This is a genomic window from Moorena sp. SIO3I6 (genome assembly GCF_010672095.1).
Map to the genome: position 1 here is coordinate 37,050 of NZ_JAAHHU010000041.1, position 12,533 is coordinate 49,582.

The following is a 12,533-nucleotide window of genomic DNA, read 5'->3' on the forward strand; positions in this document are numbered from 1 at the left end:
GAGCAATTTCCCTGGTCAGATTGGGAAAAAACTCCAGCCAGTGTCAAAAAAAACTGGTAGAGGGAATGGCGCAACAAATTGATAATTTAGAAAAACAACTCAGGGATATATCGGCAGTTCAGCAACAGCTATTAGAAAAAAAACCAACGCACATCAAAGAACTCATCATCGCCTCCTTCCTGTGACCGACCAGAGCTAAAAAAAAACACAGAAAAAGAAAAGTAAGAGAAAACAAGGAGGTCAATCAGGTCATGATGGCCATAATCTTTACTTGTATCCAATCGAGCGGTGTAACCAGATCATTGACCATCATCCAACCAAGTGCTCATGTTGTGGAAAAAGACTCAGTGGAGAAGATCAAAACCCCTATCTCCACCAAATAGCTGAGAGAGTGATATGCAAGCTGAAATCCTTACTGAGTAATATCAAATCCGGGTGTAGACTTATTGTATAAAGTGAGTCGGGAACGATCTATGCCCAAACGGCTGAGCCTATTACCTCATCTGAGTTGTGAGGAATTGGAGGAACGGTATCGTCAAGAAGCGTGATGCTGTAGAACGCAGCCAATACCAAATCCTGTGGTTGCTGGCAAAAGGTAAGCAGACGCAAGAGGTGCGAGAGGCAACGGGGTATTCCGCAGCGCTGGATACGGGTGTAGCCCACGCGCTACAACCAACAGGGGGAAGCCGGGGTAGGTGATGGTCGGCATCATAATCGTGGAGCCGAACCAATACTAAACGAGGTTCAACAAGCCCAACTCCTACAAGCTATAGAAGCCCCTGTGGATGAGAGCGGGTTGTGGAATGGTCGTAAGGTAGCTGATTGGATGAGTCGAGTGCTCGACCGTCGGGTTGCGCCTCAACGAGGTTGGGAATATCTCAAGCAAATGGAGTTTCGGCTACGGCTGCCCCGTCCGGAGCATCAACAGCAAGATCCCATCAAGCAAGAAGCCTGGAAAAAAAACTGCCTGAGCGAGTAGAGCAGTTACAGCAGCAGCACCCGGAGGCAGAGATTGAGTTGTGGGCGATGGACGAACATCGAGTTGGACTCAAACCTATGGTGCGTCGCCTCTGGGTTCCCTGGTGGGAAACCCCTATTGCCAAAGTGAACTGGCACTATGAGTGGGTTTGGGTATGGGGTTTTGTCCATCCAGCTTCGGGTCAAACCTATTGGTGGTTGTTACCGAGAGTCAACATTCAACTGTTCAATCAAGTCCTGGCTGACTTTGCCCAACATTTCAGCTTAGGCCAAAATAAACAGGTTATCTTAACTGAAGACCCACGCCGGTTGGCACACTGGTCAGGATGTCGTGCGTTCCAGTTGGATTACATAAGCGAGTTTCTTCCCCCTTACTCCCCTGAGTTGCAACCTGCAGAACGTCTTTGGTCAATCTTGGATGAGCCGATTGCTAACCGAACCTTTGAGAACATCTTTGAGTTAGAGCAACTTCTATGTGTTCGCGAAGCGTCGGGCTTTGCCCAAATCGGTGTTGGGTACTACTAAAACAGCCTGAGTTGATCCGGGGACTCACCCATTTTCACGCTTTGGCAGGATGCAAAGGCTTAACAGTAACTATTTAGCCGGATTTCATATAATACGTTCAGCCGATATGTTACAAAAAGATACATGGTGTTTTGGACTGACATTGAATGGGTTTTATCAGGGTTTGAGCTTCTATAAAATCAAAGGAGGGTCAATTTGCGAGTTTATCTTTGCTAAGAAAACTGGCTTCAAAGCCTTATATAGTAAGCTTTTCAGGGCTCATTTCCCCCCTCAAGGAGCTATGCTTTATAAACATATTTCTTTACAAAAAACTTGACAAAAGTAACTTGATATGATTAGTGTGATCAAAAAACTTGACGTCCCACGTTCTCGCTCAGTTTGTATAGGAAAAGCCTTTTGCCAAAAAGGAGCGAAAAATCGTGATAGGCACGAGGGGATTTTGGGGGAATCATGTTAATTTAGTTGACATTGATCAGGAGATAATTTTGAGGCTCAGGGTACCCTCGGGTGTTTTGATAGGGGTAGATATCAGGTGATCCTATCTTCATATTAGAATATGAAAGCAAATGTATAGGAGCAAGCTGAGAGGATGTCTGAAAAGTCAAAATAATAGCGATCGCCTCCTGGAACGGGCAAAGCTATATCGGCAAAGTTTGAGGCTTCACAGACTGCTAAAAGAAAAAACTCTCGTCAAGATAAGCTGTCAATAGCGATTTTCGACAGATAACGAGAGTAAAGTTAATGAATCAATCATATCGTACTGATTTAACCGATGAACAATGGCAATTGCTCGAAAAACTAATTCCAGCAGCGAAACCAGGAGGTCGTCCAAGAAGCGTAGATATGCGCTCGGTAGTGAATGCCATCTTTTATGTCTTGGTAGCAGGATGTGCTTGGTCATTGTTACCTCACGATTTTCCCAAATGGAAGACAGTTTATCATTACTTTCGGCAATGGCGTATCAATGGTGATTGGGAACGAATTCACGAACAGTTGCGAAAATGGGTACGGGTGATCGAAGACCACCATCCGAGTCCGAGTGCAGCAGTTTTAGATAGCCAATCAGTAGAAACAGCAACGATGATTCATCTGGAAGTAGGCTATGATGGCGCTAAACAGGTTAAAGGTCGTAAGCGTCATATTGTGGTGGATACCCTGGGGCTATTAATGGTTGTAGCCGTCACCGCAGCTTCTTTACCAGAGCGAGAAGGAGCCAAATTATTGTTCGACCAACTCAATGCAGCACCAGAGCGATTTCACCGTTTAATTAAAATTTGGGTTGATGGTGGTTATCGAGGTGAAGGCTTGATGAGGTGGGTTATGGATGTCTATGGTTGGATTTTAGAAACTGTTATGCGCTCAGATACTGTCAAAGGTTTTGAGGTCTTACCAAGACGTTGGGTTGTGGAACGGACTTTCGGATGGTTCAACTGGTGTCGTCGTCTCAGCAAAAATTATGAAGTTCTACCAGCAACTTCTGAAACCATGATTCGAGTTGCCATGATTCGGATTATGCTTAGACGTTTAGCGTAGTCAATCACTTTTCAGACATCCTCTTAAGTGTTTTTGAACTTGTTCATCCCACTTGTCGCCAGTAACATAGACATATTCATTCTTGGCAAAATTGCAAAATAAGAAGCCATTGATTAACTCTAAGGCACCAGTGGCTGTCTTAAGTTCTTCGCGTACTTCTTTCCAAAAATAGTCTTCATCAAATCCGTGTTCTTCCTCTATGAATGACAGATTTTTGTCCATTAGCAAGGTTTGATACTCCCCGCCATTGACCTGCCAGAGGCGCACGGATGGGTTAATTGTGACTGCGGCTAACTGCTCTTTGGTGACAAACATGATATGCTCTTGGGTACATTACTTGGTTTATCTTACGGGGACAGATAAATCTCTTTTGTCCCCGTTTGTCGAAACTGGTTTTAGTTGAACTGAGAACGAATAGACTTCCTTAGTCTGTCGCTTTCGTCCTGGAGTTGTTCAGTCCTGGCTTTTATCTGTCGAATCTGTTCCTCGTGGAAACTCTCAAACGCTTCATCGCACACCCCGTGAAGCCCTTTTAGTCCTACGTCGTGGGACATGAGTTTAAGTCGCTCTTTGTTTTCCCAGTCCTCAAAGATGAAATCTATAGTTTGATCTATTGTCCACATTCGCACTAAAACCGGGATACCTTGTGAACCCTCATAGTACCCATATGTTGGCGTAAGTTTTTCATCGATATCGCGATCGCCTTTGGCGCGCTCTGAAGAGCGATCGTTGCCGTGAGTTGTTGACAGAAGTTGATCAACATTGAGGTAGTAGACGAACCTTTTCCAGCCTTCACGCTCAGGTGGAAAGAAATCTGGTTTGAAAACTTCTATCTCATTCCTGGTATAACAAGACAGTGTGATATTTTCTTTGATAATTTCGAGTGGAATATCATCCCACTCCTCCGATTCACTGTCTCCTGGTTCCTTTCGAGCTTGTTCGAGATTGACAGCCTTCCGGGTCTCTAGGATAAAGTCTTGCTTCCAGACAAAAATAGGGTCGTTCATTGTTGTATTTGTTGAGTTTTCCGTAGTTGAAACGATGGGCAACTGTTGATCACTGCCCATCGTTTTGGCAATCAGAGCTTGACGACTCGAATGTTGCTAGTTGGAGTTATCTCGAATAACCCCTCAGGGAGAGTACTGGCAGAGAGATCGGTCTCTATTGCTTTGTTGTTAAGACGGAAAGAAAGGTATTTGTCCGGAATATCTTCGTAGGTCAGAGAACTGATTTTCTTAACTGAAATCCCAGTTACACGCTTAACTTTGTGGGTTAGGTTCAGCGGAATTTCCTCACTGTCCTGTTGCACCATATACTCAACGGCTTTAACCTTCAGGCGTTTCTCTATTTTATCTAGAGCAAGACGTTGAGCAGCTATATCCTGAAAGCGTGCAACCAAAGCCTTGAAATCATCTTCAGTCACAATCGGAAGATTATCATCATCCACCTCCATGCCGGTACTAGCTATTTCCTTCAGTAGGGTGAGAGTTGCACGGCAATCTCCGACAGCATCGTGTAGTCCGTTCAGTGGTCCGACAGTTTCAGCCATCAACCACTTCTTTTTGAGCATCATTGCACAAATCGCCTTGTCGTTAACCAACGGGGAAAGATGGTGCTGTTTGGTTGTGTTGTTAAGGACTGAGCGATCGAATCCGATGTTATATACGATTACGGTTTTTCCTTTAAGAGTCTCAGCTAAGTGCTCATAGGCTTCGGGAAAGGTGCAAGCTCCGTTTGCCCGCAGAACCGGGTCATTGCCTTCTGGCGCAATGTAGTAGTGGGCTAGTACCTCGTTCTTGAGGGACAAAATGCCGATTTCTGTTATTTGAGCAGTGTCCCCTAGGCCAGTGGTTTCCAAGTCAAAAATCACGTATTCGTCGAGGTTGGAGAAGATTTGCTGTGCTGTGAGAATGGCAGAGTTTTTATTTTCGATTAAGGTCGTCATGAGTGGTATCTGTTAGTGTGTGTTTTTCGTGGTTGATGCGATGGTCAGAACGGTATTTGGCTGTTGATCGTATCCAGTCGTTCAGCAATCGCTACCAGATTCTCATTAGTAGTCACAAGTTCTTCCTGGAGGCGAGTAATCGCTTCATTTGTAAATTTTTGTTGTTCAACTAACTGCTCTACAGCAGCGAGTAAGCGTTCTTGGCGTTTTTCGTCGATAGTGGACATTGGCTTAAACCTCCGTTGAATCAAAGTTGATAACTAAACTCCTCAAGTCCCACATATCGGGGCAATACCGGCGGAAATACTCCAGTGACTCGGATGACCGCAGCCAATAGATAAGAGTTGTTCCACGGGACACAATGGCATCACGGGAGAGGTTCAGTTGTTGCAGCTCGGTCTGAATTTGCTTTTCGTTTAGTGTGTCTAGACCAATCACGCTCATGTAATCTGACGGGAAATCCCGAAGCTTTTGAGCCAGGTCAGTCTGCCAACGGTCATAGAAGAAATCCCCCGGTGACCGATAACGATCCCAGATGTCATCTTTGACCCTGCGGAAGATGGGACTGCGGTAATTCACTTTTGGCGCGATCGCGAAAATAATGGAAAACTTTCCCTCACTTATTTTCAGATTTTGGAAGATTTCATCGACTTGAGCGTTGTCCTTCTTGTAAATAGGTGCAATGTATTTGGCCGTGAAATACTTGACTCCACCTGATTCAGTCAAGTAGCCACAACTGCTAGTGACCCTTCGCCAGTCATCACTAACCGAAAGCAACGGGATTGCAGCCAAGTCCTCTTTGTCAATGTTGAGCATATCAGTAGGCTGATCAAGCCAGCCGACGAAACCAGGTGAATGTTCTAAACTATAGCGATCGCTTTTAGAACTTTCGTGTAGAGTGAAAATTATTACTCAGCCTCCCTAGTGTTCTTTTCCTGAGGCTTCGGCTTGACCCGACGGCGGAGGATACTACCGTTAGTTCCGTGGGTGCCTCCATTTTTATGGCTTCCTCGCGATCGTCCGTGACTGACGCGCCAAAGGCGATCGTTAAGGGCTTCGTCGATAGATTTGGATAAATCTTCCATCTTCCTTTTCTACTTGTTGACTCGTCGGCAAAAAAAGCCGTAGAGCTTGACTTTTGCTTCATTTTTGGATTGCCGTTCAGGGGCAAGGGCATTGTGTCCCTCCTCTTGGGTTTTGGTTCGGACAATCTCTCGTAGACCAGAGGAGGTGGGTAAGATGTCACCATACGGTTGGCCATTAACTGTGTACTCTCCAGTTTTGCCACTGGACTGAATTGGGTCACCAGAGCGTTTGGCAAGGGTTCCCGTGTAGTGGTTGGCTCGCTTAGACTTTGCGATAACCTGAGGCTTTTGATTCCGTCCCATTACTCCGCTTCCTGTTGGTAAATAGCTTTAATGCCAGTGGGAGTAATACCGCCACCGTTATCACAATCAACAGCGGCATCTTTTTCGGCCTCGTTAAACACCTGATCAACTACAGACTTGATTACTGAATCGGCATCAAAACCCGCACACACCCAAAGGTAAGTTCGCAAGCTAAAATCGCTCAAGTCTGGAGTAGCCTTTGGCTTGTTATGACGGATTAAATCCAGCACAAACCGCTCATCAAAAAGACCGACGGTGATGACCTGATCAGCTAAGTGAATATTCAGGGTTACTTCAGGTTCATTGCCAGTCTCAACAGCAAAATTGTTCACTGCTACAGAATCGGCATTAATGAGACTAGAACAAGCTTTGGCAGAAGCGTATACTCGACCTTCTGGGGTCTTGATAAAGACCGACAGCTCAGACTGTGGGTCTGGTCGATGATTGACTATCATAGATTGGTTCCAATTGCACGTTGGACTTCATTAAGGTGGCCGTTTGTTTTGCGACTCTACGGCCACCTTTTTGATGCACTTTTAATTTAGCGCGTTTGGTATGGTGCTGTCAAGTATTTTAGTTGTTTATTTATCAATAGTTTTCAGCTTTTATTATCAATCATAAAGCATAACGTTTGGTAGGTAGCGCTATACTTAGGCTTTGGCATCAATCAAAATACAGACTGTTAACGTCGTACCAGCGGTGATTCCGGCTATCCCGCTTGGTCAGAATTTTGCCTTCCTCCTCCCAATTAATCAGAGTATTCTTACTCACCCCCAGAATCTCCCTGGCATCCTTAGGGGTAACCCAGTTAGGTCTATAGGGGTCAAGGGCTACTGGCAAGCGGTCGAGCCTCTTTTTGTTCTTTTTACTTGCGATCGAGTCTAGGTCAAAACGTCTGACACCGTTGGAGGTAATGACAGCTTCTATCATTCCTTGCTCATGCCAGTACTCTAGGGTCTTGATAGTAATCCCTAGTTCCTTGCAAGTTGCCTTGGGAGTCCTTAATCTCATTGGTTTTGCGTCCTTTGCGTTTACCCCCACCGTAGCAAACGTTCGACCGTTTGGGAGGTAATCAAATGACACATGTACCCAGGAGTGGACAGAGGGATCTTACTGGTCCCCAACAGTCCAATACTTTGAACCATCCCTCGCTTTCTGTACATATTTGGATAAGAATGACTATGTTATAAACCCCTCTATTGGTTATTTTGCTGCGGTTCGTTGCGGTTAAGTTAATAGTTTTACATGTCTACTAATTTCTACACCAAAAATACCTAACTCCATTTTTGCTTCAGAAGCTTCACAGATGGCACAATCGACCAAAGACATTTGAAGGAATCCGACAGGCTTCCTGGCCGCCATCAGCACCGACTGGGCGGCTTTCTTGTTTGGGGGTTAATGAGATGCTTACTCTGTGAATGCAAACTCTTGACACTTTTAACTTGCTCAGGGAAAAACTAAGTCAACTTAATGTATATGGGATTTGATCAGGTTACTAATGACAATGATAACCTATCTCTTCTTTATGAGAATGATTGTATTGAGAATAGTGATCGTATTAAAAAAAATAAGATTGTCACACTTTTATCACAGGTTGTCACAGTATTGTCACACTTTTATCACAGCCTATAAACATTGATACATAAAGATTGTCACGTTTTTTGTCACACTGTCACAGGTTTTTTGAATCTTATGTGTTCATGTGGGAAATTTAAATGAGTATGAGAGTCGTTATTGTTATGATATTTTTTATTACGCAACAGTTAACTCCCTCCTTAGCTTTCATTTTTGATGCGATCGCTAACTAGAAGGACAGGGGTTTTAAACCCAAGATTTTTGGCAATACTCTGCGATTATCGCTAGAGGTTGTTACCCTTTTTGGTCAACCAAGACTCTAGGTGCGCATGCTCGCGTCCTGGAAAAGCCATTAGAGGTTGCGATCGGCTTCGCCGCGCCAAAGGCGATCGCATCAAAAATGAAAAATGATATCCTTCCCGACGCTCACTCTATCGGGTAAACCACAAGGCTGCCGCCCATCAGCTCAAATTCCCAATATCTTTTGACCCTGGTGATTTCTGTGACGGTGTGACAAAAACGTGACAACCCTCATGTATCAAGGTTTGTAGGCTGTGACAAAGCTGTGATAAAGCTGTGACAACCTGTGACAAATTATTGGGCTATCCTTCCCGACGCTCACTCTATCGGGTAAACCACAAGGCTGCCGCCCATCAGCTCAAATTCCCAATATCTTTTGACCCTGGTGATTTCTGTGACGGTGTGACAAAAACGTGACAACCCTCATGTATCAAGGTTTGTAGGCTGTGACAAAGCTGTGATAAAGCTGTGACAACCTGTGACAAATTATTGGGCTATCCTTCCCGACGCTCACTCTATCGGGTAGAACAGGAGGCTGCCGTCCATTAGCTCAAATCCCCAATGTCTTTTAACCCCAGTGATTTCTGTGACGGTGTGACAAAATAGCTGTAGCTTTTGTCATGTATAGCTCATAGCCTGTGACAAACCCATGACAAACCCATGACAAACCTGTAACCGAAGACCCTGAGGTCGCAAGCCCCTGGATAAAATCCAGGGATATCGGACATGGGTTTGTCCCGACTGCTCTAGAACAACCGGAAGTGGATGGAATTGGAGCGAAGGAGGTTGGAGTTCACCCCAAAGCTAGATCAACAAGTTGCAACCAATGTAGGGGAACTGGAAAGCATCTGGAGCTGGGTAGTGGTCACGAAATCACTATAGATGAACCGATTGCACTGGGTCAGGTCAATATTGAATACCTCGTGGGTCTGTGTGTCCTTCACCTGAGCTAACAAGCGGCCAGGGTAAGATTCATTATCCAGAATTTCGACAACTAACCTCGACAACTTTCCATTAACCAGACCTTCAACGTGGGTGATTGTAGCGTTCTCTATTGTATCGTTCCCTACTGTCAACTCTTGATAGCGATCGCAGTAAAGACGAGTAACTAATGTCCCATCTGCCGCTGCCTGGGTGTCCTTAAACTCCTCTGGTATTTCCTGGTGAATCCAGAAGTGGCCTTGGTTTTTGTCGAAGCTGTCGAAACGAGAAGAGTTTTTGTTATCAGATGGTGGTTCATGTTCCACTGGTGCGATCGCTGGTATGTCCGCAACCTCCGATGCATTCTCTTGTGGTTCTATTGCCTGTACCTGCGGCTCTACTGTCTGCACCTGTGGTTCTATTACCTGTGGTTCTATTACCTGTGGCTCTATTGATGTCATAGCAGGCTCTGGGGATGAAACTTCCGCTGACATAAGTGGGACAGGGTCGGGGACAGAATCATTCCTCCTGAACTGTTCAATCTGTTTCTTGATTTCCTTCACTAATCGATCGCCATTAGGTGGTGTTGGTTCTGGAGGTTTACTCCCACCGCCTCCACCTCCTGGGTTGTTTCCTTTTGTTCTGTAAGTAACCGTTTCTCCGTCAGACAATAGGCTTATTACTCCCCTGATCTTGGGGTTTTGTGAGGTTACTTTAACTAATTCGCCAATAATTGAAACTAATTGTTTTTTGCCTAAACCCTTCTTTTTGCCCCTGCTCTGAAACCTTCGGCGAAGTTGGCTGATTGTAGTCTCACCTTTTTCTCGTACAAAATCGTAAACCTCTTGCGCTGTGCCAACAAAGGTCTTCTCAGGCTCATCCCCACCCTTATCTTCGTTCAATGAGAGGAAAATTTTAAACTGATCGATGTAGTAGTTAGCTAAGTAGATAGCCCTTTGCATAGTGTCTGCTGTGATTACACTCAAATCCTTGTCTGGCTCGTAGCAGCATTCGATGGAGTGCAGTAACAATGCCAATCGGGCTAAGTGGGAACACATCTTGCCCATCCATTTTGCCAGTCCTTTGCGCGACCCTGCATTCCTATACTGAATAGTCCGAAACTTTGTCCAGTTTTGCACATACAGCTTTTTGGCTTCAGGGGCTAGTCTGCAATTGATTCCTGGCGCTTGTTTCAGCAAAGACTGATAAAGATGGTCTAGGACATTACTAATATCCGTATCACTTTGACTCCAGGTGATAAAATCTTCAAATTCGGGACGACTTGGGTTTACGATCAGGAAGCGGGATATCAACCCATCAGGGTCGGTGTCTATATTTTTGAAAACCTTTTCCACTATTTCTGGCTGGATACCTCCAGTCATAGAAAAGTGGTTTCCGTTTTGCCTGTAACCTCTGGACTTATCTCTGCGAATAACCGATTTGTAGCTTGGTCCAGACCAGTAAGTTAACAGATCTTTCCTGAAGGAGCTATTTTTGTTGGAATGGAATCTGTCAGTGTCAAAAACAGAAGCAAACTCATCCTTAGCCCATAGACACCCAGCTCCCGGTGGTTGTTCTGCCAGTGTTGCTGCTAGAGACTCTGGAGTTACATCATCTACAAGCAGTAAGCGCTCTTTTAACTCTTCCTTGGCAAATAGTCGAGGGTTCCGTTCTGGATCTTCAAGTGCCTCTAACTTCGCCTTTTTATCCATGGCATCATAATGAGCCTTGATCACCTCATACTGCTCTTTCTTGTTTTCATAATCCAGATCAAGTCCTTTCTGGATTTCTAGTAAGGGGTTGAGAACGATATTGAATCCCGTAGTTTTCCCCATGGATGAATCAACGCAGGTAAGCAGCCACAGTATCGGATACTCTTTCCATGTTTTCTTTAGCGTTACACTGCGATCCTGTAATAGGGAAGCACAGGCAGCGAGTAATGGCTGAACAAGTAAGGCTGGGTCTAAGCTTTTTCCAGCTACACCCGATATGGCCTTAGCTAATATGGGAGGTAAGAACTTGTTGACGTCTAACTGAGTGTCCTTAGTTCCCAGATGATCGGATATCCTAGAGTTAATCTCATTTAATTCTATTCCTTTCTCTATTTCTGCTTTGCAATCCTGGTAAAGTTTCCTGAGGTCTCTTGAATTAAGCTTGTGTTCGGCAGCTGCTTGAAGAATTTTCGCTTCCAGGTCTACGCCCTCTAGCATTTCCCCGTTTTCATCAATGAAAAGATCTAGAACTAGCTCCTTCACATCAACTTGAGCTGCTTGACTCTCTCTCTTCTTGGATGACTCAATCTGGTTGTCCTCTGACTGCTTCGGAAATTCAATCTGTTCGATCTCCTCTTCTGTGATTCCATTCAGAATGTCTTCCTTAGTAGCTCCATCTGCGGTCCAATCCACAACATCTAAGCCGCCACTTGCCGGTAGTCGTTTCCATAAGTACGAGCCTGGGTAAGGGAAACACCAGTGAGTTGCGCCAGTGACTGCCTGGATCTTTTTCATGTGGTCGATTCCAGGCTTGTCTCGGTCAGGAACTAATACTAGTTTTGGGTAGCCTTTGAGGATTTCCCATTGCTCCTTGCAAAATCCACTGGTTCCACCTTTGTTTGTGGTGGCAACAAGGCTTGTGTTTGTAAATTCGTCTACACATGGCTCCCCTTCACAGGCAAAGATCCACTCTTCCCTGCGCATTGCTGCAAGGACCTTGGAATAGTTAAGTAGTCTTAAATCTTTTGGCTCTAAATCACCTAGCCCTCTGACCCACTTATGTCTTTCGGGATCCCAGTGCGATTGAAAAACCTGCTTGTCATCGGCTGAGTCTATGCGGGTCACTTTGGCTGCAGGTTTTCCCTTCTTGTTCTCATATGTCCATTCCCGTTTTTGAGCTTTCCTCTGTTTCTTTTCGTTCTTTGGCTCAAGGGTATAAAAGGTTGAATTGGAATTTTTGGGTGAGTGATTAGGGGTGATCTTCCGCCAATCCCCTACGCCCTCGGTATCTACTCGCTCACACCTGACAGCGCTTCCGTCGGTTGAAATGCTGCACCAATCAGGCTTGCCGCAGATCGGGCAAGTGGTTTTTAGTTTTTTTACGCCAATCCAACCGTTATTAGTAGTCATTACGCCACCTCCTCAGAGCTAAGGGGCTTGCAAATAAATAAGGTACCATTAGATAGGCTCAATCATAACATCCCATTTGGGAAGAGATTCAGACCTTTGCCACTGTTGTTTGTAGGGTTTTATATCAAATCCGGTTAAATAGTTATCGTTAAGCCTTGGCTGCCTGCCACCAATGAAAATGGGTCAGACCACGAATGAAGTCGCACTGCTTGAGTAAAACACAACAGCGAGCGCAAATTATCTGCT

General features: G+C 45.0%; 12 protein-coding genes and 1 pseudogene. 3 read left to right on the forward strand and 10 right to left on the reverse strand.

The window, feature by feature from the left end:
- Positions 1-20: 20 nt before the first annotated feature.
- The 3 genes and pseudogenes from F6K49_RS14525 to F6K49_RS14535 all read left to right on the forward strand — a co-directional run bounded on the left by F6K49_RS14525 (position 21) and on the right by F6K49_RS14535 (position 3,036).
- On the forward strand, positions 21-185 hold the full coding sequence (locus F6K49_RS14525) for a hypothetical protein (protein ID WP_293097663.1): 165 nt from the start codon (positions 21-23) through the stop codon (positions 183-185).
- 288 nt (positions 186-473) lie between these two features.
- Positions 474-1,503, forward strand: a pseudogene (locus F6K49_RS14530) (IS630 family transposase).
- Between the two features lie 741 nt (positions 1,504-2,244).
- Positions 2,245-3,036 carry an IS5 family transposase gene (locus tag F6K49_RS14535; RefSeq protein ID WP_293097666.1) on the forward strand — a complete coding sequence of 264 codons (792 nt, stop codon included), beginning with the start codon at positions 2,245-2,247 and terminating at the stop codon, positions 3,034-3,036.
- Here F6K49_RS14535 and F6K49_RS14540 read toward each other — a convergent pair whose 3' ends face one another.
- The 10 genes from F6K49_RS14540 to F6K49_RS14585 form a co-directional block, all read right to left on the reverse strand.
- Complete coding sequence (locus tag F6K49_RS14540) at positions 3,037-3,351, reverse strand: hypothetical protein (RefSeq protein WP_293097682.1); 315 nt, start codon at positions 3,349-3,351, stop codon at positions 3,037-3,039.
- A gap of 80 nt (positions 3,352-3,431) precedes the next feature.
- Positions 3,432-4,043: a hypothetical protein gene (locus F6K49_RS14545; RefSeq protein WP_293097684.1), complete on the reverse strand. Its 612-nt coding sequence runs from the start codon at positions 4,041-4,043 to the stop codon at positions 3,432-3,434.
- Between the two features lie 71 nt (positions 4,044-4,114).
- The gene (locus F6K49_RS14550) at positions 4,115-4,981 is read right to left on the reverse strand and encodes an exonuclease domain-containing protein (protein ID WP_293097686.1); all 867 of its coding nucleotides are present in this window, start codon (positions 4,979-4,981) and stop codon (positions 4,115-4,117) included.
- A gap of 44 nt (positions 4,982-5,025) precedes the next feature.
- Positions 5,026-5,208, reverse strand: a complete 183-nt coding sequence (locus tag F6K49_RS14555) for a hypothetical protein (RefSeq protein WP_293097688.1) — start codon at positions 5,206-5,208, stop codon at positions 5,026-5,028.
- 4 nt (positions 5,209-5,212) lie between these two features.
- Entirely contained in the window at positions 5,213-5,797 is a 585-nt protein-coding gene (locus F6K49_RS14560; protein WP_293097691.1) for a hypothetical protein, read from the reverse strand.
- Positions 5,798-5,889: 92 nt separating this feature from the next.
- A complete protein-coding gene (locus F6K49_RS14565) occupies positions 5,890-6,066 on the reverse strand; it encodes a hypothetical protein (protein WP_293097693.1) in 177 nt (58 codons plus the stop codon).
- 9 nt (positions 6,067-6,075) lie between these two features.
- A complete protein-coding gene (locus tag F6K49_RS14570; RefSeq protein WP_293097695.1) occupies positions 6,076-6,369 on the reverse strand; it encodes a hypothetical protein in 294 nt (97 codons plus the stop codon).
- Entirely contained in the window at positions 6,369-6,824 is a 456-nt protein-coding gene (locus F6K49_RS14575; RefSeq protein WP_293097697.1) for a hypothetical protein, read from the reverse strand. Before F6K49_RS14575 ends, F6K49_RS14570 begins: the two co-directional genes overlap by 1 nt.
- A 208-nt stretch (positions 6,825-7,032) precedes the next feature.
- Entirely contained in the window at positions 7,033-7,380 is a 348-nt protein-coding gene (locus F6K49_RS14580; protein ID WP_293097699.1) for a MerR family DNA-binding transcriptional regulator, read from the reverse strand.
- A 1,673-nt stretch (positions 7,381-9,053) separates the two neighbouring features.
- Positions 9,054-12,287: a DUF3987 domain-containing protein gene (locus F6K49_RS14585; protein ID WP_293097701.1), complete on the reverse strand. Its 3,234-nt coding sequence runs from the start codon at positions 12,285-12,287 to the stop codon at positions 9,054-9,056.
- Between the last annotated feature and the right edge of the window lie 246 nt (positions 12,288-12,533).